26 protein-coding genes are annotated in these 24,471 nt (G+C 42.7%); 4 read left to right on the top strand and 22 right to left on the bottom strand.

What is annotated here, in order from left to right; all coding sequences use genetic code 11:
• Nucleotide 1 precedes the first annotated feature (1 nt).
• The 11 genes from ACFQV5_RS14100 to metH all read right to left on the bottom strand — a co-directional run bounded on the left by ACFQV5_RS14100 (nt 2) and on the right by metH (nt 12,589).
• Complete coding sequence (locus ACFQV5_RS14100; protein ID WP_379247847.1) at nt 2-1,084, bottom strand: SAF domain-containing protein; 1,083 nt, start codon at nt 1,082-1,084, stop codon at nt 2-4.
• 28 nt (nt 1,085-1,112) lie between these two features.
• Nucleotides 1,113-2,573, bottom strand: coding sequence for a serine/threonine protein kinase (locus ACFQV5_RS14095; RefSeq protein WP_379247845.1), 1,461 nt, complete (start codon nt 2,571-2,573; stop codon nt 1,113-1,115).
• Nucleotides 2,574-2,745: 172 nt separating this feature from the next.
• On the bottom strand, nt 2,746-3,807 hold the full coding sequence (locus ACFQV5_RS14090; RefSeq protein WP_379247843.1) for a 23S rRNA (cytidine(2498)-2'-O)-methyltransferase RlmM: 1,062 nt from the start codon (nt 3,805-3,807) through the stop codon (nt 2,746-2,748).
• 5 nt (nt 3,808-3,812) lie between these two features.
• Complete coding sequence (locus ACFQV5_RS14085; protein WP_379247841.1) at nt 3,813-4,586, bottom strand: ABC transporter ATP-binding protein; 774 nt, start codon at nt 4,584-4,586, stop codon at nt 3,813-3,815.
• The gene (locus ACFQV5_RS14080; RefSeq protein ID WP_379247839.1) at nt 4,583-4,930 is read right to left on the bottom strand and encodes a thioredoxin family protein; all 348 of its coding nucleotides are present in this window, start codon (nt 4,928-4,930) and stop codon (nt 4,583-4,585) included. The genes ACFQV5_RS14085 and ACFQV5_RS14080 overlap by 4 nt, the downstream gene beginning before the upstream one ends.
• Nucleotides 4,927-5,265, bottom strand: a complete 339-nt coding sequence (locus ACFQV5_RS14075; protein ID WP_379247837.1) for a cyclic-phosphate processing receiver domain-containing protein — start codon at nt 5,263-5,265, stop codon at nt 4,927-4,929. The genes ACFQV5_RS14080 and ACFQV5_RS14075 overlap by 4 nt, the downstream gene beginning before the upstream one ends.
• A gap of 18 nt (nt 5,266-5,283) precedes the next feature.
• Entirely contained in the window at nt 5,284-6,132 is an 849-nt protein-coding gene (locus ACFQV5_RS14070; RefSeq protein ID WP_379247835.1) for a deoxyribonuclease IV, read from the bottom strand.
• Entirely contained in the window at nt 6,122-6,940 is an 819-nt protein-coding gene (mutM, locus tag ACFQV5_RS14065) for a DNA-formamidopyrimidine glycosylase (protein ID WP_379247833.1), read from the bottom strand. The genes ACFQV5_RS14070 and mutM overlap by 11 nt, the downstream gene beginning before the upstream one ends.
• Nucleotides 6,941-6,986: 46 nt before the next feature.
• Nucleotides 6,987-7,799 carry a TIGR01457 family HAD-type hydrolase gene (locus tag ACFQV5_RS14060; RefSeq protein WP_379247831.1) on the bottom strand — a complete coding sequence of 271 codons (813 nt, stop codon included), beginning with the start codon at nt 7,797-7,799 and terminating at the stop codon, nt 6,987-6,989.
• A gap of 335 nt (nt 7,800-8,134) precedes the next feature.
• Nucleotides 8,135-9,058, bottom strand: a complete 924-nt coding sequence (gene rnz, locus ACFQV5_RS14055; protein WP_379247829.1) for a ribonuclease Z — start codon at nt 9,056-9,058, stop codon at nt 8,135-8,137.
• Nucleotides 9,059-9,148: 90 nt separating this feature from the next.
• A complete protein-coding gene (gene metH, locus ACFQV5_RS14050; protein WP_379247827.1) occupies nt 9,149-12,589 on the bottom strand; it encodes a methionine synthase in 3,441 nt (1,146 codons plus the stop codon).
• Between the two features lie 178 nt (nt 12,590-12,767).
• Between metH and ACFQV5_RS14045 the strand changes: the two genes are divergently transcribed.
• Nucleotides 12,768-13,304 (top strand): acireductone dioxygenase, encoded by a 537-nt coding sequence (locus tag ACFQV5_RS14045; RefSeq protein WP_379247825.1) that lies wholly within the window; start codon nt 12,768-12,770, stop codon nt 13,302-13,304.
• An 84-nt stretch (nt 13,305-13,388) separates the two neighbouring features.
• Here ACFQV5_RS14045 and ACFQV5_RS14040 read toward each other — a convergent pair whose 3' ends face one another.
• The 6 genes from ACFQV5_RS14040 to ACFQV5_RS14015 form a co-directional block, all read right to left on the bottom strand.
• Nucleotides 13,389-13,904, bottom strand: coding sequence for a hypothetical protein (locus ACFQV5_RS14040; RefSeq protein WP_379247823.1), 516 nt, complete (start codon nt 13,902-13,904; stop codon nt 13,389-13,391).
• 53 nt (nt 13,905-13,957) lie between these two features.
• A complete protein-coding gene (locus ACFQV5_RS14035; RefSeq protein WP_379247821.1) occupies nt 13,958-14,362 on the bottom strand; it encodes a FixH family protein in 405 nt (134 codons plus the stop codon).
• A gap of 201 nt (nt 14,363-14,563) precedes the next feature.
• A complete protein-coding gene (locus ACFQV5_RS14030) occupies nt 14,564-15,355 on the bottom strand; it encodes an HAD family hydrolase (protein ID WP_379247819.1) in 792 nt (263 codons plus the stop codon).
• Between the two features lie 57 nt (nt 15,356-15,412).
• A complete protein-coding gene (locus ACFQV5_RS14025; protein WP_379247817.1) occupies nt 15,413-15,937 on the bottom strand; it encodes a hypothetical protein in 525 nt (174 codons plus the stop codon).
• Between the two features lie 67 nt (nt 15,938-16,004).
• Nucleotides 16,005-16,205 carry a DUF896 domain-containing protein gene (locus ACFQV5_RS14020; protein WP_379247815.1) on the bottom strand — a complete coding sequence of 67 codons (201 nt, stop codon included), beginning with the start codon at nt 16,203-16,205 and terminating at the stop codon, nt 16,005-16,007.
• A 156-nt stretch (nt 16,206-16,361) separates the two neighbouring features.
• A complete protein-coding gene (locus ACFQV5_RS14015; RefSeq protein WP_379247813.1) occupies nt 16,362-16,730 on the bottom strand; it encodes a LysM peptidoglycan-binding domain-containing protein in 369 nt (122 codons plus the stop codon).
• Between the two features lie 181 nt (nt 16,731-16,911).
• Here ACFQV5_RS14015 and lexA point away from each other — a divergent pair, with 181 nt between their 5' ends.
• From lexA to ACFQV5_RS14000, 3 genes are all read left to right on the top strand, one after another.
• Nucleotides 16,912-17,538: a transcriptional repressor LexA gene (gene lexA, locus ACFQV5_RS14010; RefSeq protein ID WP_379247811.1), complete on the top strand. Its 627-nt coding sequence runs from the start codon at nt 16,912-16,914 to the stop codon at nt 17,536-17,538.
• A 189-nt stretch (nt 17,539-17,727) separates the two neighbouring features.
• Nucleotides 17,728-18,294: a hypothetical protein gene (locus ACFQV5_RS14005; RefSeq protein WP_379247809.1), complete on the top strand. Its 567-nt coding sequence runs from the start codon at nt 17,728-17,730 to the stop codon at nt 18,292-18,294.
• 225 nt (nt 18,295-18,519) lie between these two features.
• On the top strand, nt 18,520-18,732 hold the full coding sequence (locus ACFQV5_RS14000) for a hypothetical protein (protein WP_379247807.1): 213 nt from the start codon (nt 18,520-18,522) through the stop codon (nt 18,730-18,732).
• A 194-nt stretch (nt 18,733-18,926) separates the two neighbouring features.
• Here the strand turns inward: ACFQV5_RS14000 and glnA are convergent, their stop codons facing one another.
• The 5 genes from glnA to ACFQV5_RS13975 form a co-directional block, all read right to left on the bottom strand.
• Nucleotides 18,927-20,255, bottom strand: a complete 1,329-nt coding sequence (glnA, locus tag ACFQV5_RS13995; RefSeq protein ID WP_379247805.1) for a type I glutamate--ammonia ligase — start codon at nt 20,253-20,255, stop codon at nt 18,927-18,929.
• 26 nt (nt 20,256-20,281) lie between these two features.
• Nucleotides 20,282-20,692 (bottom strand): MerR family transcriptional regulator, encoded by a 411-nt coding sequence (locus ACFQV5_RS13990; RefSeq protein ID WP_379247803.1) that lies wholly within the window; start codon nt 20,690-20,692, stop codon nt 20,282-20,284.
• An 82-nt stretch (nt 20,693-20,774) separates the two neighbouring features.
• Nucleotides 20,775-22,028, bottom strand: a complete 1,254-nt coding sequence (locus ACFQV5_RS13985; RefSeq protein ID WP_379247801.1) for a methionine gamma-lyase family protein — start codon at nt 22,026-22,028, stop codon at nt 20,775-20,777.
• A gap of 54 nt (nt 22,029-22,082) precedes the next feature.
• Entirely contained in the window at nt 22,083-23,369 is a 1,287-nt protein-coding gene (hflX, locus tag ACFQV5_RS13980; RefSeq protein WP_379247799.1) for a GTPase HflX, read from the bottom strand.
• A 61-nt stretch (nt 23,370-23,430) separates the two neighbouring features.
• Complete coding sequence (locus ACFQV5_RS13975) at nt 23,431-24,417, bottom strand: AAA family ATPase (RefSeq protein WP_379247797.1); 987 nt, start codon at nt 24,415-24,417, stop codon at nt 23,431-23,433.
• Nucleotides 24,418-24,471: the final 54 nt, after the last annotated feature.

Genomic DNA, 24,471 nt, shown 5'->3' with positions numbered 1-24,471 from the left:
ATTAGGGGCTCGTAAATATAACTTCCCTGTCTTCATCAGACATTGCCTCATTACTCGCGTTGTAATTCATATCCTCCATTCCTCCAAGAATTTCATTCGTTTCAGCGATACGATCCTTCTTGTAATCCGCTTCGTTCTCATCAGGAGTCATATTTAGAGGTGCTGAAGGTTGCTCAGCTGAAGAGTCATTCTTCGAAGTCCAAGTGTTAAAATCCGGAGATCCGTTATCAAACATGAAGTAATCCCCGCTCCCCGCCTGAGCTTGTCCATTCGAACTTAATTTACTTAAATCTCGATCCAGTGAGGTTCGGATCGAAGATTCAAGCTGCTTTTCTGCTTCCTTAACAATATTAGGGTCACTTTGGATCAGCTTTATAACTTCCTGATTTGGCGGATAATTCGGTATGGCCTTTTCTTGCATTTCCGGTTCGACGTATGTAAGGGCATAGAGTGAGGCTTTATGCATATAGGCATCGACCATTGCACTTGATAATAACAATATCTCTTGTTCGCTTAGCGTCGTCCAAAAGGCTGGGCTCGATAGTTTATCGATCTTCTTCTTAGACAAAATGATATAATCTTGCCCTGTTGGAAACTGAATCCGTATATCAACCACATCGTTCTGTTTCAGATTACTGGGCAGCCATATTGATTTCATTTCTCTATTTCTAAGATCACGAGGAGTTGCTTCCTCGGTAAACAGCATTCCCAGTGTAATTGGAGTTCCTTTCCTAAGCTCTATCTTAACCCCTTTCCCAGCTACATCTTCCTTACGGGAAGGGAGATTGTCCGGAGATGCATCTAATGGTAGGCGAATCTCCTGTAAGTCATTAGTATCAATAAAATGTCCTGCCGGTATATCTTTAAGAGGTACCCATGCTGTTCTCATCGATGTCAGGTCATTCTGTTGCGATTTCTCTAACATTTGAATTCTTTGCTGATACTGATCTGTTTCTTCTGCATGGCGGTTGGCACGATCATTCTGAATGAAATAAAATCCTCCCGAGAGTAAGACACTCATAGCTCCAGCTCCAACAAGACTTGCATATAGCAGTTTTTTATTGCGTTGCCTTATGATTGGCATTTACACGTTCTCCTTTCAAATACAAGGGCTATCCCCATGCAAAGCGAAATCTTTTTTTACGTGATTTGGGTTGAACAAACCCTTCGTATATGAACTCCATGGCCTGTTCCGTCTCCTCGGGTAAAGAAAAAGGATCGTGAAGCAGAGGAAGTGCTACCACTTTACTACCGCCCAGTGACTTACGAAGTTTCTGAACACCTTTAAATGATGCCAGCGGTATGGCATATACTCGGTTTGGTTGATCATGAGAGGTTAACATCCGTGATAATGTCAATACATCATGCTGCCGCCACTCGGCTGCCGAACCTACAATAATGGGTACGTCTGCACGTAAAAACTCTTCCAGTCGCTCATGATCACGAAAAGCACCCAGATCCAGTACAACAGCGTCATATCCACCCGCAAGCAATGAAATAATCTCACCTCTACCCGTTTGCCGCCAAAAGTCTATTCCGTTAATTTGAAATTTACGCTCAGATCCTACAGCTCCCTCGGCTATTTCCTGAATTCGTGAAAATGCGTTTGGACCTATACCCATTTCTACGACAGCTACTTTACTGTAATTTCGAGCTAAAAAATGGCCTATCGTTATAGCCGTATGTGTTGTTCCAGCTCCTGGCGTAGTTCCAAGTACAGCGGTAACCAGTGTTCCTAGCACGTTCGATTTTGAGATGACACGCACTTCAGTTGTTAACGATCTTCTTTCAAGACTTCTTCTTACTTCATCAACGGATTGGTAGCGCTTATCAGGGTCGTGCTGCAGAAGTTTTCGTATTAATGGCGGAAACACATCGAAAATATCTTTTCGAATATGCTGCTCTACACCTGCAAACCATTCACTGTATTTACCACCTGTTGTAAGAAACAAAAGCAGGGCGCCGAGCCCATACAAATCTGATCTAGCATCACTCTGTCCACTTCCGTACTGCTCAGGTGCTGCAAATCCGATTGTTCCCAGCTTGACTGTATCTTCATCCCGCTCCTGCTTAAAGCTTCGGGCAATACCAAAATCAATAAGTCTAACTTCCATCTCTTCCGTAAGCATGATATTGGATGGCTTAAGATCCCTGAATACAACAGGAGGCTGGTGTGAATGCAGGTAACCAAGCACTTCTAGCAATTGATAGGCAAGCTGTAATATAAAATCTGCACTCAAATGTCCCCGATAATCCCGGCAATATTTATCGAGCGTCATTCCATGGATATAATCCATAACCATATAGGTATAACCGGACTCATCTGGTTGAAAAAAATCCACAACTCGCGGTAGACGGGCATGATTTAGTGTAGTCAATAATTTCGCTTCGTCTTGCACAGTCTGGAACATACCCGGCTGAGTAACACTTTCTTTTACCGCCCATTTCTTACCTGGAAGCTTAAGATCTTCTGCTAAATATACACAGCTCATTCCACCCTCACCGAGTTTCCGCTCGATAAGGTAGCGCTCACCTAGCGTCATTCCGCGTTTCATTTTTGAAGGATACTTCATCGGATCGGATCCCTCCCTTCTATGTAAGTAACCACAAAAAAAGAAAGCACCCCGCCGACCAATCACGGTATACCGTGTCGATCTTGCGGGATGCTTTCCCCTGTTTTTCATTGGTTAATTTTGGAATCATTATAGATCAAATCTAATCTCTTTGTAAAGAGATTTTTGTAATCTAATATTTAATCATATATAGAGTGATTTCATCTCGGTTATGAAACAGCTGTTTCGCCCCTTGTATTTGCATTCTGGAATCCTCAAAAATATCGATAATCTCATGAACAAGAGCCATAGGCTTTTTCGTTAATAACTTAACCGTAACGACCGCTGTACCTCCTGATCTTAACGAGTAGAGCAAATCGGTTACCATTCTCGCCATCAACTTGGGACTCCAGCTCATATCACATACAAGAAGATCAAACTGAGATTCCTTGAATTTTACATCCGCAGCGTTTTTGTTGACAATTTTCAAGTTCGGATGATCTAATAGTGACTCATGCATTTTAGCCGGATCTACTGCAGTAACCTGAAGTCCTCTTTCCAGTAGGAAACTACTCCATCCGCCCGGTGCTGCACCAATATCTAAAGCATGACGGAAAGATGAGAACGGAATTTCAAATTGTTTCTCCGCTTCCAGTAGCTTAAATTTAGCACGTGATATTTGACCTTCTTCACGCTGAAATCGAATTGCGCCTCCATTCCAGTCAGACAGATTGCTTTCAGGACGAGATACACCTACATACCATGTGTCTTTAGCTACAAATAGTGAGATTATCCACTCTGGATCCGTTACTGTGTATTCAACCTCCATTGGAGATAACTGTTCCTGTACCTGATCACGCAAAGCACCTGGGCTATCGGTCCAACTGCTTCCCTCTGCTTTTCTGATCTGAACTGACACACGCGTGCCTTCTATATATTCTCGCTTAAGTAAATAGCTTACTGCCTGCTGTAAAGCGAAGTCCTTATCCCCTCCGGGAATTTCCATGAGAACAGGAAAAAGATGACGTAGAAATATAGGTGATTTTTCAGTAATTCGTTCTATAGCATTTTCTAGGGTTGTTCCCAGTGTAACAACAAACACTTCACCCGGGATCAACATCGTACTTTTTAAACTTCCAAACAGACGCCGAAGTTCCTCCTGTGCATATGGAGCGAAACCATGATTGGCCGTACATATTATTTTTGATGAATATTGTTCATTAACTTGCTTATTACTTGCGTTTTGCTCATCCAAGTGGATTACCCTCCAGAAATTACTTTGATCCAAGGACGTCCCCCGTCCCACTCAAGATCGACATTGATATCATAAGTCCGTTTAATAAGTTCTTTATTTAGCACTTCTTCTTTGCGTCCTGAACCAGCAACTTGGCCGTCCTTAATTAACGCAACATGTGTGAAAAGAGGTACGATTTCTTCAATATGATGGGTTACATACACTACTGCTACGTCACGTTGTCTTAAACGATCGATCTCCAGCAGCATTTTTTCACGTTCATACAAGTCCAGCCCCGCACATGGCTCATCCAATATAAGCAATTTCGGATTAGCCATTAAAGATCTTGCCAGCATTACCTTTTTTCGTTCCCCTTGTGACAGGGTACCTAGCGGATGATCTGCCAAATGACTGAAATTCATCTCGTCCAGCATCTGTAGTGCTCTCTCTTTGACATCATCAGGAATCGTTTGATAAAAACGTAAAAATGCGAATGCGCCAGTAGCAACGACTTCCCATACGGAGTCACTGAGTGACAGTTTTTCTATTAGAGATTGACTAATATACCCGATTTCTTTGCGCACTTCACGGACATCACAACGTCCGTATACATTGCCAAGCACTTCAACTCGGCCTTTGCTCGGAAATAAATACCCTGTCATCATTTCCAGAAGCGTTGTTTTGCCAGAACCGTTGCGTCCTAAGATAACCCAGTTCTCCCCTGGCCCCATTTCAAGCGACACGTCTTTCAGAATTTGCTGCTCTCCCCTTCTAAGGGAAACATTCTGGATAGAAATCACTGAATCACACCCCTAATAAAAGTCAAAATATCCTGCACAGAACTCATCCTATAAAGCATCCGAGGAGGTTCTTCAGGTTTTCCTGTCAAAGCTAATATAGCTGGAACACTACGAATCTGATAACGCTGCACCACGGCAGGCATAAAATTCACATCCGCTTCCAGCAGAGTTCCATCAGGTAGCAGTTGCTCGGTGACATCCAGCATTTTTCGAGCCGCACCACAGGTGCCGCATAATGGTGTATAAAAAAATACGATTATCGGGGGATGATGTTTATCTCGCTGAACCAAACGTTCCTGCCATTCCAGACGTTCGATCAGTTCACGCTCTGTGACAGCGATCACTTTGATGCCGCCGCTACTTTCCGTAATACCTCATCCGGCATAGGACCATTATGGACTTTAACATCGGCAGGCATGTTATCGTATAACATTTCGAACATTTTTCTTCTCCCCCACGAGCTCGATGTATGCAAATAAATTTGACGGGGATATAGCTTCTCTGCAACCATTGCAGCGACGATATCTCCACCATTCATCTGATCCGGACCAAGCTCATAATCAAGTGATAAAATATCCACTTCACATTCTCGAAGCATCAGAAGACACTCTTCCCCATTACGTGCAAGTGCAAAGCCTTGGGGGCAAGAACGCCAATCATCCAAGTACAGATGAATCATGTCTATCCCCTTCCTTGATCAAGACCAAGACAGCACCTCAGAAATATCCTCCCGATGTGTGCCGTCTTCACCTTTTTCACTCTCCAAAATAAATGGTTTTCCGGTCAATTCCGGTGACAAAACAAATGCTTTAAGAGCCTCAATACCTATCATACCTCGTCCGATGCGTGCATGGCGATCTTTTCTTGAACCTGACCCATATTTCGAATCGTTTAGATGTACAGCCACCAGTTCGTCCCAGTAACCCAGTTGCCTACCTTTTCGGAGCAAACCCTCCGTATCTTGGATGTCCCATTGTCCCGCGGCAAACAAATGACATGTATCCAAGCAAAATCCGATTTTTTCAGGCTGATTAGCGAGCTCCCTAACCTTTACGGATTCTTCTAATGTCATTCCCATATCACCATGATCGCCAGCCTGGTTCTCAATTAGAAGTTTAGCTCGTCCATTCCATTTAGATAAAACATCATTCATACAACGAATGATATTTTGATAACCAACAAGAACATGCTCACCCTTCAAATGTCCAAAATGCACGACTATCCCAAGCGACCCGCAGGCTTCTGCAATGATCAAATCATTGAGCAGAGAGTCAACAGTTAGACGGTAATGTTCTTCCCCTCTAGATAAACCAACAGCCATATTGCTTGGATATGGGGTATGAGCTACGGATACCAGTCCTCGTTCGCTGCAGTATACTGCACAAGCCCTTGCGTCCTGCAAATCAGGCATTTTTATATGTAAACTGCGTGGGTTTTTCGGGAAATATTGAAATGCACTCCCACCCAGTCTATCCACCATTCGCGCAGCTCCTGAAAAACCATCTCGTGTACTCACATGACTTCCGACATGGATTTTATTGTTCATGCTGACAATTTGGGCAAAAGAAAACCTTTCGTCCTGTTTGCTCCACTTTTACAATTGCTGTACCGCATCGAACACATGGCTCGCCTTCTCGATCATACACCTTGCATTGCTCATTATAGCTACCGGTCAAATGATCATCTTGGGTGAATGGCATTTCCATGTATCCCCCACCATCAGTAGCTTCCTTCAGCACTTTATGGATACTCTCGTAAAGCTGTTCCAGCGTCTCTTCGTTCAAATTTTGAACCTTAGTAGCGGGATGGATACCAGCATCAAAAGCAATCTCGTCGGCATAGCAATTTCCGATCCCTGCAAATGCATGCTGATTAACAAGCAGGCTTTTAAGTGCTCCACGGCGCTTCATCATGAGATCGATAAAACGAGATTTGGTCATTCTTCGATCAAGCAATTCAGGCCCGAGCTGGCTCAAGACCTCGTCGGTTTCTTTCGCAGACAACATATGCAAATATCCCAAGCGAAGGCCGATAAAATATAGCACTGTATCACCGAATTCAATTTCGATCTGTGTTGATCTTGATGGTCGCTCCTCGTCTCCACGAGTCATGTATAGCAAGCCGCCAAGCATGAGATGCAGTAACAGACGACGTCCATCATTCAGATGGAAGACGAGATGCTTCCCCCTTCTCTCCACAAAAATCACTTTGGATCCGACCAGACTGGATCTAAACTCAACTGGAGAAACATTGATTGATTTTTCCCGATTTATAATCACATTGCTTATCGGTACGTTCAAAATACTGCCTGACAGCATTCTTCGATAGTTCTCCATCTCTGGGAGTTCCGGCATGATTCATCTACCCCTTCGTGTCACACATCGTAATATTGTATATTCATTAGGTGCAAATTAGATCAGCTGCTTCGGATAAATCTTGACAAATATAGTCTGGGCGTACTCCAGCAGCTTCCATATGCGCCTCCATATTGTCCTGTGTTGTGATACCCGTCATCACCAATATCGTTCTGCATCCGGCATTTACTCCTGCCGCAATGTCTGTTCTCATATTATCACCAACCACGGCAGTCTCGGCCGGAGACAAGCCCAGTCGATCAGTCGCATATTTCATCAGAATGGATGAAGGCTTTCCGATAACGATCGGTTTCACACCAGAAGCTGCTTCAATAGCAGCGCCAAGTGATCCAGCACCAGGTGTTAATCCAGTGTCTGATGGTAGAAGCAAATCCGGATTCGTGAGCACAGATGTCGCACCTCCATGAATCCATTGTAAAGCTTGCGACAAGGACGAATAGTTGAAAGAACGATCAATACCCTGAACTACATATTGCGGTTGATCATCCGTTATGGTAAGCCCTGCATCCGTAAGTGCCTGGCGAAGTCCTTCTTCTCCGAGAACTGCCACTTTTGCACCAGGTGATTCATGGGCAATGTAACTTGCAGTTGCAAGCGATGATGTACATACCTCTTCTGGCGAAGCTGGAATCCCCATCCCCTTCAGGTGTTCTGCAACTTGCTCCGGTGTACGGGAGGAATTGTTCGTCACGAACAGATATGGCACCTTCTTCTCACGAAGCTTATGAATTAGAGCATCTGCTCCATCAATCATGTTTTTCCCATGATATAACGTTCCATCAAGATCAATAAGCAACCCTTTTACTTGTTCCACAATAGCATCTTCTCCATCTGTCATTATTAATTACGTTTATTGTTAACATCATTAATTAATGGCGCGCCTCACGAATATCGGTCAACTACATGGTGCAATCGGAGCATTCTTCAACTTTTATTATAGTTTGCCACTTTGTTTGTGCTGGCACACCTATCTTTATTGTAAAAGATGCTTTCTTGACCTGCAACAACTAACACGACTAGGAACGTCATGACACGACCTGATTTACGGAGTAGATTCGATGAAGTACAACACAGTTTGGTCGAATGTAATCGAGTGTTGTCTCAACAGTACCTTTAGACAAAGCTGCCTTGTCATATCCTGCGCTTTCCCGGAAAATAATTCAGATTATTTCCTTATCTTAAAACCGGATACAGACCAAAATCTTCGGCTAACCTGGTGTTAGGAAATACCTGTTTTGCCTCTTCAAGCAATGGTTGCAGATGTTCAATATCCTTATAGCGTGAACTAAAATGCGTTAACATCAGTTCCTTAACTCCCGCTTCAGAAGCAGCTATGGCTGCTTGCCGTGCTGTGCTATGGTAATATTCATGTGCTGTATCCTCAAGATCATGCATGAATGTCGCTTCATGTACCAATAAATCCGAATCCTTAGCCAAAGGCACGATATTAGCACAAGGGCGGGTATCGCCTAAAATCGTAATGATGCGGCCCTTTTTCGGTGCAAGGACAACATCTGACGCATGAATAACCGTACCATCAGGTGTCTCGACACTCTCTCCACGCTGAAGTCGGCCATATATCGGGCCTGGTTTAAGCCCATAAGACTCCAAGCGCTTTAAATCCAAATTACCAGGCCGATCCTTTTCAACAATACGGTAACCATAGCTTTCAGCTCGATGTTCGAGCACTGCCGCTTCGACACAGAATCCGTCATCCTCAAATAGGATTCCACCGCTATGCTCAATGATTTCGAGCGGATAGTTAATTCGAGATTGACTAATATCCAATGACGTTTCGATATATGCTTTTATTCCCTTTGGACCATATACCGTAATTTGTGATGTGGCTCCTTGTGCTCCTCGACTAGACAATAAACCTGGTAATCCAAAAATGTGATCACCGTGCAGATGAGTGATGAATATCTTTTCTAGTCTAGTCATTTTGAGTGGAGATCGGAGAATCTGATGCTGAGTCCCCTCCCCACAATCAAATAGCCACATGCTGCGACGTTCCTCCAATAAACGCAATGCTATGGATGTCACGTTTCTTTGCAGCGTCGGAACCCCTGCATTCGTACCTAAAAAATAGAGTTCCATCCTCTTCTCCCCTTCCAGGTGTGTAAACCGTAGAAATCCCCCGAAAATTTCGGAGGATTCCCAGATCTACTGCACCGACATCTAAATTGTTTACGCTTTATCCACATTAAAATATTTAGCTTCCGGATGGCTAAACACCATCGCAGAAACGGATGCTTCAGGCTCCATCATAAACCCTTCGGTAAGGTGAACTCCAATATCCTCAGGCTTCATTAATTTAAATAATGGTTCCTGATCCTCAAGATCTGGACATGCTGGATAACCAAATGACACCCGAATTCCTTGATATCTTGCTCCCAAACGTCTCTTCATCGTCATATCCTCTGGATCCGGGAAGCCCCATGAATCCCTCATCATATGATGGACACGCTCTGCCAGCGCTTCGGCTGTTTCGAGAGCAACAGATTGCAGTGCGTGAGAACGAAGATAATCTCCTTGATCTTTCCATTCCGATGAAAGCTTTCCTACTCCATGACCTGCTGTAACGACCAAGAAGCCTACATAATCCATAACACCGCTATCCACAGATCTTAAAAAGTCAGACAGGCATAGATGCGGCTCCACCGCTTGTCTTGGGAAGCTAAAACGGTGAAGGACTGTTGTTTTATCTTCTGGATCATAGATGAGTATGTCATTCCCGTCAGATTGTGCAGGGAAGAAACGATACATCGCATGAGCCTCGATAATACCATCCTGTATTGCTTCTTGTAAAATTCCATCTACGGTAGCTTTTAGAGAAACTGCTTTTGGATCTTGCGCTTGAAGCAATTGCTCCACAGAACCACGAAGACCGAGATGGTGTCCGAGAAGCATCTGCATATTAATATAAGGCATAATATGTGATATTGGATAATTTCTAATAACATGCCGCTCTAAATCCGGCGGCGTAAATACCGGCGCTTCTGAAGAAATTTTCGAACGTTTAACTCGTGTTTGCTCAGGCAAGCGTTTTTCCACTTGTTTCTCAGCCGTATCTTCTTCTCTCTCCAATTTCACACTATCTTCAATTACTTGCCGCTGTACAGGATCACTTAGTTTATTAGCTATGTCCAATCCATCCATTGCATCTTTGGCATATAGCACCATACCTTCATATTCAGGTCTGATCCTTGTTCTCGTAAATTTACGAGTAAGTGCAGCACCACCAACCATAATTGGCACACTAATACCAGCAGTCTTCAAATCCTGTGCAGTCAGAACCATTTGCTGGGCTGATTTCACCAGAAGGCCTGACAAACCGATGGCATCAGGTTTCTCACGACGATATGCTTCAATGATTTGTTCCGGTGGTACTTTTATACCCAAGTTGATGATGTTGTAACCATTGTTGGATAGGATAATCTCAACTAAGTTTTTGCCGATATCGTGAACGTCACCTTTAACCGTTGCAAGCATAATTTTACCTTTAACCGATGTTTCGTTCTTCTCCATAAATTGTTCCAGATAAGCTACAGAAGCTTTCATAACTTCCGCACTTTGGAGAACTTCAGCTACGATCAACTCGTTATTATTAAACAGGCGTCCGACTTCAGTCATACCGGCCATCAACGGTCCGTTAATAATTTCGAGTGCGCCATATTTCTTCAAAGCTTCTTCCAAATCTGGAATGAGCCCTTCCTTGGTTCCTTCTACTACATATGTAGCTAAGCGTTCTTCCAAGCTTAAGTTCGATATTTTCTCTTTCTTCTCTACCTTCTTATTCCGAAATGCTGCTACAAAGGCAGCAAGTGTCTCATCATTCGTACGGTAGATAAGATCTTCAGCTAGACGGCGCTCCTCATCAGGTATAGAAGCATAACGTTCCAGCTTTTCTGTATTGACGATTGCATAGTCTAAACCAGCTTTCGTACACTCGTACAAAAACACGGAATTCAGTACTTCTCTTCCTGCTTCAGGAAGTCCGAAGGAAACGTTACTAATCCCTAGAATCGTATGGCACTCAGGCATGGCTTCTTTAATGAGACGAATCCCTTCAATCGTTTCTTGCGCTGATCCAATATACTGTTCGTCACCTGTTCCTACCGGAAACACCAAGGTATCAAAAATGATATCTTCCGCATTAATTCCATACTTATTCACAAGCAGGTCATACGATCGGCGAGCTACATTTAGTTTGTCCTGACGATTAATTGCCTGTCCACTCTCATCAATCGTACCTACCACCACTGCAGCTCCGTACTTATGAACCAGCGGGGTAACTTTCTCAAATTTCTCTTCACCATCTTCAAGGTTAATGGAGTTAATTATCGCCTTACCTTGTGAATAGCTTAATGCCAAGTCAATGACCTCTGGGTCAGTTGTGTCCACCATGAGAGGAACTTTAACCTTTTTACCGACAAGTTCAAGAAACTTTATCATGTCTTCTTTCTCTTCACGATCCGGATCCTGTACGCAAATATCGATAACATGTGCACCGTTCTTCACTTGAGCACGGGCAATTTCAGATGCTTCCTCGTACTTTCCTTCAACGATAAGCCGTTTGAATTTACGGGATCCAAGGACATTCGTACGCTCTCCGACCATATACGGACGGTTATCCTGCTCAATATAAACAGGGTCAATACCAGATAGAGCCGGCAAGTGAGATCCGTCAAGCTGACGCGGAGGGTACTGGCTCATGACATCACATAGAGCACGAATATGATCTGGTGTTGTACCACAGCATCCACCTGCAATGTTCAGCCACCCTTTTTCCGCAAAAGCACCCATTTTCTGTGCAAGAGACTCAGGGGATTCATGATAATGTCCATTCTCATCCGGCAACCCGGCATTCGGATAACAACTGATTGCAGCTGAAGACATGTCCGATAATGACCGAATATGATCTCTCATAAACTCTGGACCTGTTGCACAGTTCAAACCGATAGATATAGGTTCTATATGTTCTAATGATATGTAAAATGCTTCTATGTTCTGTCCAGCCAAAGTGGTTCCCATAGGTTCGATCGTTCCCGAAATCATGATCGGAAGCTTAACTCCCGTTTTTTCATAGGCTTGTCGTATACCGATCGTACCCGCTTTTACATTAAGTGTATCTTGGGATGTTTCGAGCAGTAGAGTATCAACGCCACCTTCAATTAAAGCTACAGCTTGTTCCTCATAACTATCAATTAACTCTTGAAACGTAACTCCACCGGTAACAGACAGCGTTTTCGTTGTCGGCCCCATCGCTCCTACGACATAACGAGGTTTCTCTGGTGTTGAGTATTTATCTACAGCAGCACGAGCTAGACGAGCCGCTTCCAGATTAATTTCACGAGCAAGTTCTGGTATATCGTATTCGGCAAGTACAACCAAGGTTGCGCCAAAAGTATTGGTTTCAATAAGATCTGCGCCTGCCGCTAAATATTGTTCATGAATGGATTGTATAATATCAGGGCGCTTTAGCACTAACATTTCATTGCAGCCGTCCAATTCGTCTCCACCAAAATCCTCTGCTGAGAGGTCCTCCTGCTGGATCATGGTACCCATAGCACCATCAAGAATTAATATTCGTTCTTTAAGTACTTCCTGTAAGCTAGGCTTGCTCAATGTATACCCCTCCCGGCAAAACGTTAAATCTTAGTGTAACAGAATCTATTTCAATAGAAAAGAACGAAATCTTAGGAAAGATGCGATGTTTCAGCATTATATGATAATTTTCTGGTGACAAATAAGAACAGCAACGATATAATACTTATTAATCCAAGTGGAGAAAGAGGGATAGAATATGGCAGAAATCGTTATTCGTAATACGAACGAACGGATCACCGGAGTCGATAATGTTCGGAATTTCCTGAACAACCAACAAGTTATTTATGAGCACTGGAACATCGAAAAGTTACCTGAAGAACTTCAGTCCAATTTCGCCCTGAACGATGAGGACAAAAAACGCATTCTCGATATTTATGATGAAGAAATCCGTGATCTGGCTTCCCGCCGTGGATATAAAATTTGGGATGTCATCACTCTATCTGAGTCAACTCCTAATCTAGAAGATCTTTTGAAGAAATTTGAAGAAGTTCACACTCATACAGAAGATGAAATCCGGGCGATTGTCGGCGGTAAAGGCATCTTCATTATTAAAGGTGCGGACGATTTAGGATACTTTAATGTTGAACTTGAACCTGGTGATGTAATCTCGGTACCTGAAAACACACCTCACTTCTTCACATTAATGGAGAATCGCCAAATTATTGCTGTACGTCTCTTTATCGAAGAGAATGGTTGGGTTGCTGAACCAGTAGCTGACCCTGGATTCCAATAAGCTTTTATATCTATATTCATTATGTAAAACAGCAGCCTGAGCTCTCGATGGGAGCCCTGGCTGCTGTTTTTAGATTAAGAGCGGTCAATCCATTGAGCCTTTGTCTAATCGAATAGAATAAACATTATCGTTCGATAGCCAAAACTCAATTGTTTGGTTTAAATTCTTGTCAACAAAGCCGATGATATCGGCCCCTTGTTCAACTCTTGTGTAAAAATTATTTCCATACGCACGAATGACTTTTTCTTTGGAATCCCCAACTTGAATTCCTTTTGAAGTTGCAAACGAACTATTCTCATAAACAATAATACGAATTATTTTATCATCGTTAAAGTTTGTTGCGATTTTTGTTCCGTACTCCCAAGTGTAGTATTCAAAAAGAGAATTATTTTTGTCTGCGGTTGGGGCAGGCTTCAAGCCATTGATGCTCTGATTCAGTGCCAAATTTCCGATTTTCTCTTGGACAAGTGGTGTTGTTTTTACGGTCAAATAATGAGCGTTACGAGGACCCAAATTTACATACACAGTGAATGCCAAATAGATTCCAACACCTATAAGTAAGATTAAAAGAGCATAAGAATAACTTTTCTTAATTTTCAAAATTGAAACACTCACTTTCTCAGATGCACCAGCTACCCAAAGATAAGACTGAATTATTCAGTCACTGTTAACTCTTTTAATGGCATGGAGTGCTGTCCTCGTGCAGTTACATGTGATGTAATTCGGTATGTCCCCGGTTCATTAAACGATTTTTCCAACTCATAGTTTCCGTCCTGAACATGTTGAATAGGAACCTTCACTTTCATGCCTCCTCCTTCGCGTACAATTTCAAACTCAACGTCACTCGCATCCTCAACTGGCTCCCCAGACTGAGTGACTTTCACTTGAATAAGCACTTTTTCTCCAACAGCCACCGTTTCAGCATTCAAACTCAGATCTACTATAATTGGATCAACCATGACTAGCTCATCATTTTGTTCTGCTTTACTATTGTTACAAGCAGCTAAGGCGATTGCCATTAGAATCATAACCGAAATCAGAGCGTACTTTTTCTTCATCAAGTTATACACCTACTTTTGAGTCGTATGTATTTTTCATTTCACTCTAATGCTGTCGATAATTTCTTCCATCATTATACAACTGTTTTAATGAACTAATATGCTCCTTTGCTTACAATTGTGTGACGTTTATCACAGAGAAATGTTATAAAAAAAACGATTCTCTCATCAAAGAGAGAATCGCTTTTAGTCCTTCAAAAATTATAAAGAGGATAAAATATCGTGAAGCTCGGTCAAACTCTGTATTTCAAAAGAAGGTACAATCTCTGGATCCTTAGGACGGTCCGTACGGTTAATCCAAACGGTTGTCAATCCAGCAGCGTTGCCGCCTTTTATGTCTGTAGTCAGTTTATCTCCAACCATTACAGCATTCTTCGGTTCAATTCCAAGCAACCCAAGCGCATGTGTAAAGATGGAAGGATCCGGTTTGCCTTTACCAAAGTTCCCCGAGATTACAATGTGATCAAAGTAAGGAGCCAGATCAGGAACCCCATCTAGCTTCTCTTGTTGAAGGTCGGGACTACCATTAGTAAGAAGCAGAAGCTTCACATTACCTTGTAGCTGTTTTAAAACATCAAAAGTCTCATCATAGACATAAGGACGTTTTCTGCGTTCTGCAGCGAATCGTTCTGCGAGTTCAGCAGCTAGCTCATCGTTGTCTACCCCGAGAGATTTCAAGCCTCTACGCCAGGATTCAGTTCTGTAAACAGGAGCGAGTTCCTCCAGACGACGGAATTCCGGTTGATCACCGGCGGAGAAATTTGCCCACAAGCCTTCATATGGATTAATGCCGATCATTTTGGTAAACGCAAAAGTGTCATAAGATTCATACAATGTTCTTGCTTCATTACGAACCGCAGTTAAGAGAGCACCAGCATCAATCCCAGTGCTCTTCGCAGCAACCTGACAAGTTGCTTCAAAAGCTTCCTCTACACTTCTTTCATCCCATAATAACGTATCATCCAAATCAAACATTACCGCAGTTACCGACATCTCTCTCCATCTCCCTCTACTCTCCGCTATTGAACAAACAATCCTTCTATTGGTGTTCTATTGGTGTTCTACTGGAATATTATTAACTTTCGCAAATTGCTCAAGTCTTTCCCCCATCGCTTTTGTATCATAACGATTAATTAGACGAGAGAACACCCAGTTTCCACCACGACCTTTAGTCTCGATGACTACAGAACCTTGCAAAACCTTGATTTTAGAAATTTCGGATGCAGTCAATTTACGCTCACGGTTAAACTTGAAGGTCGAAACTGTACTGCGTCCTACTTTTAAATACGGTTTCCGTAAGAAAATCATTAAAGCAAGTAACAAGTACAAGCTTACGCCGACCCAGTTCAACGTCTGACTACCAGCTCCAGCTTCAACAGTAGCGATACCAAGCAGTGCATATAAAGCTGCCAATGCCACTAGAACGATAGGCAACACATATTTACGACCTTTAAATACATCACCATCGTTGGTTACTGTCGAGGTAGTACCCACCATTGCTTGCCCTTGCTTCTTACGTTGCTTGTTTAGTTGAGACATATTCTTGCTGACTTTTCTTTCCCAAGATCGAGACATGAGTCTCCTCCTCTTCTCTATTGGTCATATATTGAAAATATTTCACAAGCAGACAGTCGGTGATAGATTAATGTTTAAGACCAGCACGATCCTTCTCTTCATCAACCCATTCGATTGTATCCAACTGCTGACGGAAGTTTTTCCGGAAATTATTAAGATAGATTTGACGAAGCTCAGAACGCTCTTTCTGTTCCTCCTCTGTCAACCCTTCATTTTTGTTTTTTCTAGCTAGAACGTTAATACGTTCTACCAAAGCATCGATATCCATTCTTTCGCCTCCAATAAATAATTCAGTTTTAACTTTGACATGTGAAAAAGAGCTTGTCAAGGAATCTTCTCCTTATCAAGCTCGTACATGCGCGCTCTTCTATTATTGTATCATTTTTCTCATAGATTATAAATTCGGGTTCAAAAAAATGTGCGGTTACCAAAGAGGTAAGGAAAGTACATCTCCTGCTTGAATTTCGGGTCCTTTCAGTCCATTCGCCTCACTAATAGAGCTTATGTATGCCCTTGTGTCCATCTTTTCTGGTTTGTATGTTGCTGCGATACTCCAGAGTGAGTCACCTGGTTGTACAATTACATTCTTCTCAGCTATAGGCTTCTCCAATCCGCCAGCAAAAACTGAGAATGCCCCCGTCCAGCCAGAAACAAAAATTAAAATTACGAGCATCATCTTACCAACTCGTGTCTTCATCCATTCCACTGTACGTTCCCATAGCGTGTTCTCTTTATGTCCTTCTTCTTGAAACTGCCCCTCGTAAATACTGCGATATGTAGTGTATCTCATCATTTATCATCATCTCCCAAACAAGTGTTCTCTTATGAATTCAATATAACACGAACACTTGTTTGTTTCAATAGTTTTACGAACGGTTGTTCTTAATATTTTTTTATTTTAGAACTTATGTTTGTACGAACGGTAGTTCTATGATATAATTTTCCCAAACGTTACTAAATGGGGTTGATACGGAATGTCGAAGATATCCAGCCGCCAGCAGGCGATTTTGGAATTTATCCGCAACGAAGTTCGGAGTAAGGGCTATCCGCCTTCCGTACGAGAAATCGGTGAAGCTGTTGGACTAGCTTCCAGTTCAACAGTACATGGTCATCTTGACCGTTTAGAGAAGAAAGGCTTAATCCGACGTGACCCTACGAAACCGAGAGCCATTGAGCTACTTGGTCAAGAAGAATCGGAGACTAGCAATTACTTTACACACACCATCTCCAGAGTACCTGTCGTTGGTAAGGTAACTGCCGGTGTTCCAATTACAGCAACAGAGAACATCGAAGACTACTTCCCATTGCCTCAGCATTTTGTTGGAGACAATAAAGTATTCATGTTAACCGTAGTAGGCGACAGTATGGTTGAAGCTGGCATACATAATGGTGATTATGTCATTGTCCGCCAACAACAAACTGCCGACAACGGAGACATCGTTGTTGCTATGACTGAAGAAGATGAAGCTACTGTGAAAACTTTTTATAAAGAGAAAGACCATATTCGTCTTCAACCAGAGAACCCGATTTACGAGCCACTTCGCTTAAATCACGTCACCATTCTTGGTAAAGTTGTTGGTGTTTTTAGAGATATTCACTAAGTTCGATGATTATCTTTGCAAGGAATTGAAAAGGCTGCTGTCTTGTCTTAGTACAAGCAGCAGCCTTTTTGTGTGTTTCCTTACATAAGGAGCAACTTTCCTTTAACTCCCGCGTCTATAAAGGTAATTACTTTTTTAAAGTTAACAGTCGTAATTGGATTAGGGCTACATGAAAGGAGTTTGCTTTAAATGAAGAACATTACAAGTATATTTATGTGCGCTATATTAAGTATCATTTTGTTTGGCTGCTCGTTTGAGCAAAAAGAAGTCTCAAATTCGGATAGTCCAGTAATGAATTATGAATTATTGGAGCTAAGTGATGTTTATAATAACCTTGAAGATTTAGCCAATGATTCTTCACTCGTTGTAGAAGTCAAACTCACAGCGAAAACGGAAGAAGTCTCGTATGGAGGGGCTGATTTTATTTTGACGAATGCAACAATCATGGATGTTATTAATGGAGACACTAAGTATATGGATCAAGAAATCAAACTTTTTGAAGTAAAATACTATCATACAGACCCATCCTCAACGGGGGATCATTTTATATTATTCTTAGATAAATATGAGGGTCCCGTATATAAAGAGGAAGCATTTGTAATCACAGGGGTCTACCAAGGCAAATATACCATTGATCAAAACAATAATGTTCATTATAAAGCTTCAGATTACAACGGGATTGTCACATTCCAATCAAAAATCACACCAACAACCGTTGATTTATTTAAAGAACAGATTAAGAGCATAAGGAAATAAATAAACTCAATACGAACTATGTAATATTACCCAGACGAACTTTGATCTTGTCAATCCGTATTGCGCACTCTTCATCATGATCTCACTGAAATTAGAATAATTGCCTTATTGTATTCAGTTGAAGTTTGATGGGTAAGTAATATTTACAGACACATATAATTCTGTAGTAAATATTTCCTACTTTTGATAAACTGTATATAGTGCTTATGACATGGAGGGGAGATTATGCTGAAAGAAATAAAAACAGCAATACAGAAAAAACAGATCGTGACGATACGCCTTAATAATGGAGACATAATGCAAGGCATACCTGATGCATGTACAGACCGTGTAACGATGCGTAGTGTGTATGGTCCTGTCTGGGTGCCGTTGGATGAAATAAAACATGTTAGCCGATTGATCAAATTTGAACGTAAAAAAGACCCTGTCAGAATATAACTGACAGGGTCTTCACGTCTTCTCGCTTTCCTTCTGTCGCTTGTGCAATACACACCGACTTATTGCTTGATAAATATAAGTCCCACACAAACTTCGGAGCAATATGGAGGCAAAGTCCTCAAAGTAACTCCTCTTCTCACAGTGCCCCCAAAAAGAAAAACCCTCAACGCTTAGAGCGTCAAGGGTTTCATCTATTAGTACAAAGTCATGTATTGATCGCGTTCCCACTGATGAACTTGGGTGCGGTACATATCCCATTCAATTTCTTTCAATTCGTAGAAGTGTGCGAGTGCATGGTCTCCCAGAGCTTCGCAGATCACTTCACTACGGATCAACTCGTTAAGAGCTTCCTTCAAGTCAGCTGGCAAACTTGGAATACCTTCTTCGATCCGCTCCTCTTCCGACATCACATAGATGTTACGGTCAATTGGCGCAGGCAAAGGAAGTTTACGCTTGATGCCGTCAAGTCCCGCTTTAAGCATAACAGCCAAAGCAAGGTAAGGGTTAGCTGATGGATCCGGGTTACGTAGCTCTACACGAGTACTAAGACCGCGGGAAGCCGGAATACGGATCATCGGGCTACGGTTACTCGCAGACCAAGCGACATAACAAGGAGCTTCGTAACCTGGTACAAGACGCTTGTAGGAGTTAACTGTCGGATTAGTGATTGCCGCAAAAGCACGAGCATGTTTCAGCTCACCAGCCATGAAGTAACGAGCTGTTTCACTAAGTCCTAACTCATCGCTTTCATCCACAAACATGTTCTCCTTACCATTAAAGAGGGACATGTTGCAGTGCATACCGGAACCAGCTACACCAAAGAGTGGTTTAGGCATAAATGTTGCAATCAGACCATGCTGACGAGCAATCGTTTTGACAACAAGCTTAAACGTTTGAATCTGATCAGCTGCTTTAACAGCATTCGCATATTTGAAATCAATCTCGTGTTGTCCTGGAGCTACTTCATGGTGGGAAGCTTCAATTTCAAATCCCATCTCTTCCAGTGTAAGCACGATATCACGGCGGCAGTTCTCACCAAGATCTGTAGGAGCAAGGTCAAAGTATCCACCTTGGTCATTAAGTTCCATCGTAGGGTTGCCTTTCTCATCGGTTTTGAACAAGAAGAATTCCGGTTCTGGACCAACGTTCATGGAAGTGAAACCCATTTCTTCTGCTTCTTTCAGACTTCTTTTTAAAATGTAACGAGGATCACCCTCAAATGGTCTTCCGTCCGGCATATAGATATCACAGATCAGACGAGCAACACGATCTTCAGAAACCCAAGGGAAAATGACCCATGTATCAAGGTCCGGATAAAGGTACATATCCGATTCTTCGATTCGCACATAACCTTCGATAGAAGAGCCATCAAACATCATTTTGTTATCCAGAGCCTTAGGAAGCTGGCTAACCGGAATTTCAACGTTCTTAATTGTTCCTAGCAAATCCGTGAACTGCAAACGGATAAACCTAACGTTCTCTTCTTTAGCAATACGCAGAATATCATCTTTCGAATAACTCACTCTATCCTCTCCCTTACAACATCTGTTTATTTATTAAAAAAGCGGGACAACTCTCCTTGAATTAAAGACACTTGCCCCGGTCTTTTAGCGGTAATCAATTCCTGTCTGAGCAGGCGACGGAGCTGTGATTCCGACATTTCTCTACGTTTATTCTCTGTATCAGGTGTTATTACTGTTGCTTCTTCTGATTCTTTTGTCACCGGGTTCATTACCTGTTTAATCCCCGCTATGTTTACACCCTTCTCAATCAATGCCTTAATCTCTAGAAGTCGTTCAACATCATTGAAGGAAAACAAGCGTTGGTTGCCTGACGTCCGGGCAGGTACAATCAAACTGTGCTGCTCGTAGTAACGAATTTGTCTTGCAGACAAATCGGTGAGCTTCATGACAATCCCAATCGGAAACAAAGCCATATTTCTCCGAATCTCATCACCCATTACTCATCAACCTTCCAAGTGATCTTTTCTGTACTATTGTAATATTTACTGCTATGACATGTCAATCACATGTTAGGAAATCTCACAACAAATTTCGATCCTTCATCGTTTGAAGGGCCATAAGCACTCCATATTTAACATGAGAATAAGTCAAACCGCCCTGCATATAGCCAATATAAGGCTCTCGAATAGGCGCATCGGCCGACAACTCCAGGCTACCACCCTGAATAAATGTTCCGGCAGCCATAATAACAGGATGCTCGTATCCAGGCATGTCCCACGGTTCAGGTACAACATGACTATCCACTGCTGCTGCTCGCTGAATCCCTTGAACAAAAGCGATCAAATGCTCTGGACCAGAAAAGGATACCGCTTGGATTAAATCCGTTCTCTTCTCATCCCAGGCTGGCTTCGTAACGAATCCTACCTCTTCAAAAATTGCCGCAGCATAGATACTTCCTTTCACAGCTTGTCCTACCGTGTTCGGCGCGAGGAACAAACCTTGATATATTCCGCGTGTAGTTCCAAGCATCGCGCCCACTTCACGTCCAATTCCAGGAGCAGTCAGTCGATAAGCTGCTTGATCTACATACTTCTGCTTACCACAAATATACCCACCGGTTTCTGCAATACCGCCGCCAGGATTTTTAATCAAAGAGCCTGCCATTAAATCTACACCAACTTCTGTCGGTTCACGCTCTTCCGTAAATTCTCCATAACAATTGTCAACGAAGACGATAACGTCAGATTTCATGGATTTAACCTTCTCAACCATGATACCGATCTCTTCAACGGTGAAAGATGAACGCCAATCATAACCACGTGAACGTTGAATACCGATAACCTTCGTTGCTGAAGTGATTGCCTCACTTACACCCTTCCAATCAATCCCTCCGTCTTCAAGCAAATCAACTTCCCGATATCCTATACCAAAATCCTTCAGTGATCCCGTTCCATCACCTGATTCACCAATCACCTTATGAAGGGTATCGTATGGACGTCCTGTTATGTACAACAATTCGTCCCCAGGGCGCAACACACCAAACAAAGCTGTAGATATGGTGTGTGTCCCTGAAGCAAAATGAGGACGTACCAGGGCCGATTCGGCCCCGAATACGTCAGCATATACCTCATCAATCACTTCTCTTCCCCGGTCATTGTATGCATAACCCGTAGAGCCTGCAAAGTGGAAATCACTCACTTTATTCCGCTGGAATGCTTCGATCACTTTCCATTGGTTTCGATCAACAATACGATCAATTTCTTGAATCTGATCAACAATCTTACGTTCTGCTTTAATACTTAACTCTTCGATGTCTTGCGAAAATCTTGCCATAACGAACCGCTCTCTCCTCTTGTCTTTTGTATATATTTATTTTATTAAAAATAATTATTGTTCTATATATTCTTTGACCATATAGCCCATTTTTTCATAATCAGCTTTATTAATACGGACTGCATAAATGATATCGTTATCTTCGAACGTCTGCTCGACAACATCTCCGATTCGATAAAGGATTGCACTTACGTCACCGCGATCAGCTGCAATCCGGAACTTAACAATACCACCTGAAAGATGTTTCTGAATCGCATGGCGCACAGCATCCAGATCCTGCTCATCATAAGCACTAATCTTCAGGTATCCTTCTCCGGATGGCAGCATTTCCAGCTGCTTAGGATCACACGCGTCTTTCTTGTTGAAGAGAACCAATTGCGGTTTATCCGCAGCTCCCAAGTCCTCCAAAATTGACTCTACAACCTTCATCTGCTCTTCCCTCATATCTGAGGAAGCATCCACAACATGCAGAATCAAATCAGCTTCATTCGCTTCCTCCAGCGTCGCACGGAACGCTGCTACAAGATCATGCGGCAGGTTTTGAATAAATCCAACTGTGTCAGTCAGAACTACTTCTTTTCCACTCGGAAGCTCTAGTACACGTGATGTAGGGTCCAGGGTTGCAAACAATTGATTCTCAATATATACATCGGCTGCAGTCAATCGATTGAGCAAAGTAGATTTTCCCGCATTTGTATACCCAACCAATGCAACTTGGACTGCACCCGTTTTTTTACGCCGTTCACGGTGTAACACACGGTGTCTCGTAATCTCATCCAACTGTCGCTTCAGATCGCTGATTCGACCTCTAATATGTCTGCGGTCCGTTTCCAGCTTGCTTTCCCCCGGTCCTCTCGTACCGATACCACCCCCAAGACGCGAGAGATTCTTACCGTGACCAGACAAACGAGGCAGCAAATAGCTGTGCTGTGCCAGTTCAACTTGTATGATACCTTCCCTCGTCTTAGCTCGCTGTGCAAAAATATCCAAGATCAACTGGGTTCTGTCGATGATCTTCACATCCAGCGCTTCTTCAAGGTTTCGAACTTGCGCTCCCGATAATTCCTGATCAAATATCGCAGTATTGGCTCCCAGACCATCGATAGCCATACGCAGTTCTTCCACTTTTCCTTTACCAACAAACCATTTCGTATCCGGTGTTTCTCGATTCTGAGAGATGACCTCAAGCACCTGCACACCCGCAGTTTCAGCAAGCTGAACAAGCTCCTGGAGTGAATGCTCCGAATTAATTCCTGACCTTTTTACTTGCTCGGTTACAAGACTCACGAGAATAGCTTTATCCGGCAGATTCGTCTTCGTCTCATGTATTTCATTTGCCATAATCATTGCTCCTTTAATAAAGTTGTCTCTTTGGACAACTTAACGTTCTTTCATTCTTGTTCTACGTAACTACTTTTGATGGCAGTTTAAAATCTTCGGGACGCAGTGTCATCAGTTCCAGTTTGCTAGGATTTCCGGCGACATAATGGTTCAAAAGTCTGACCGCCTGGTTCCGAATGGATTTCTCAATTACATTTCGTACATAACGGGCATTACTAAATGCGTGAATGTGGCTATCTTTTTCAGCCTGAAGATGTTCCTTTAATTTGATCATAGACTGCGGCATTAGAATATAATCTCTCTCCTTGGCCATCAGTTCAGATATTTGTATCAATTGATCCATGTTGTAATCCGGAAAGTCCATTTGGATCGGAAAACGAGAATGTAACCCCGGGTTACTGCACATAAAGAAATCAATTTCATCAGAATACCCTGCCAAAATAAGAACAAATTGATTCTTATGATCTTCCATCGCCTTTACCAGCGTATCAATTGCTTCCTTACCAAAGTCTTTTTCCCCGCCACGCGCTAAGCTATACGCCTCATCAATGAACAGGATACCGCCTATAGCTTTCTTAACCAAATCTCTGGTTTTCTGAGCAGTGTGACCTATATATTCACCTACAAGGTCCGCACGCTCTACTTCAACTAAATGACCCTTGCTGAGCACACCCATTTTTTGAAATAATTTCGCAACAATACGCGCAACCGTGGTTTTGCCTGTACCCGGATTGCCTTTGAAAATCATATGAAATACTTGCCCACCGCTTAATAACCCGGCCTCTGAACGCATCTGAGCTACTTGTAGTAATGCATAGATTTCATAAACCAGCTCTTTAATTTGATCAAGCCCAACCAATTGGTCGAGCTCTTTCTGAATTTCCTGGAATAGAACATGTTGCGTCAATGGACTCGGCGATGGGGCCGGTTCGCGTTCGGGAACCGCAGAGCTGACCAGAGGAGGTTCAGCACTACGGAGCACAACATTGATCTGTCTGGATGGCCGTCCTTCTGACCGACTTCCCGCGGCCGTTACACGTCCGTTCATAGCTCCTCACCTCATTATCCATAGGGCTGACTATCTACTCCAATATATTCTATT

The sequence above is a fragment of the Paenibacillus sp. GCM10028914 genome (genome assembly GCF_042666275.1).
GTDB lineage: Bacteria > Bacillota > Bacilli > Paenibacillales > Paenibacillaceae > Paenibacillus_AQ.
The sequence above is the reverse complement of the archived record's forward strand: the minus strand, read 5'-3'. Positions and strand labels throughout refer to the sequence as shown.

Coding starts and splice junctions, on each gene's coding strand:
- ACFQV5_RS14100 (WP_379247847.1), bottom strand. CDS start 1,084: ATGCCAATCATAAGGCAACGCAATAAAAAACTGCTATATGCAAGTCTT.
- ACFQV5_RS14095 (WP_379247845.1), bottom strand. CDS start 2,573: ATGAAGTATCCTTCAAAAATGAAACGCGGAATGACGCTAGGTGAGCGC.
- ACFQV5_RS14075 (WP_379247837.1), bottom strand. CDS start 5,265: ATGATTCATCTGTACTTGGATGATTGGCGTTCTTGCCCCCAAGGCTTT.
- ACFQV5_RS14070 (WP_379247835.1), bottom strand. CDS start 6,132: ATGAACAATAAAATCCATGTCGGAAGTCATGTGAGTACACGAGATGGT.
- mutM (WP_379247833.1), bottom strand. CDS start 6,940: ATGCCGGAACTCCCAGAGATGGAGAACTATCGAAGAATGCTGTCAGGC.
- ACFQV5_RS14060 (WP_379247831.1), bottom strand. CDS start 7,799: ATGACAGATGGAGAAGATGCTATTGTGGAACAAGTAAAAGGGTTGCTT.
- rnz (WP_379247829.1), bottom strand. CDS start 9,058: ATGGAACTCTATTTTTTAGGTACGAATGCAGGGGTTCCGACGCTGCAA.
- ACFQV5_RS14045 (WP_379247825.1), top strand. CDS start 12,768: ATGGCAGAAATCGTTATTCGTAATACGAACGAACGGATCACCGGAGTC.
- ACFQV5_RS14035 (WP_379247821.1), bottom strand. CDS start 14,362: ATGAAGAAAAAGTACGCTCTGATTTCGGTTATGATTCTAATGGCAATC.
- ACFQV5_RS14030 (WP_379247819.1), bottom strand. CDS start 15,355: ATGTCGGTAACTGCGGTAATGTTTGATTTGGATGATACGTTATTATGG.
- ACFQV5_RS14025 (WP_379247817.1), bottom strand. CDS start 15,937: ATGTCTCGATCTTGGGAAAGAAAAGTCAGCAAGAATATGTCTCAACTA.
- ACFQV5_RS14020 (WP_379247815.1), bottom strand. CDS start 16,205: ATGGATATCGATGCTTTGGTAGAACGTATTAACGTTCTAGCTAGAAAA.
- ACFQV5_RS14015 (WP_379247813.1), bottom strand. CDS start 16,730: ATGATGAGATACACTACATATCGCAGTATTTACGAGGGGCAGTTTCAA.
- lexA (WP_379247811.1), top strand. CDS start 16,912: ATGTCGAAGATATCCAGCCGCCAGCAGGCGATTTTGGAATTTATCCGC.
- ACFQV5_RS14005 (WP_379247809.1), top strand. CDS start 17,728: ATGAAGAACATTACAAGTATATTTATGTGCGCTATATTAAGTATCATT.
- ACFQV5_RS14000 (WP_379247807.1), top strand. CDS start 18,520: ATGCTGAAAGAAATAAAAACAGCAATACAGAAAAAACAGATCGTGACG.
- ACFQV5_RS13990 (WP_379247803.1), bottom strand. CDS start 20,692: ATGGGTGATGAGATTCGGAGAAATATGGCTTTGTTTCCGATTGGGATT.
- ACFQV5_RS13985 (WP_379247801.1), bottom strand. CDS start 22,028: ATGGCAAGATTTTCGCAAGACATCGAAGAGTTAAGTATTAAAGCAGAA.
- hflX (WP_379247799.1), bottom strand. CDS start 23,369: ATGGCAAATGAAATACATGAGACGAAGACGAATCTGCCGGATAAAGCT.
- ACFQV5_RS13975 (WP_379247797.1), bottom strand. CDS start 24,417: ATGAACGGACGTGTAACGGCCGCGGGAAGTCGGTCAGAAGGACGGCCA.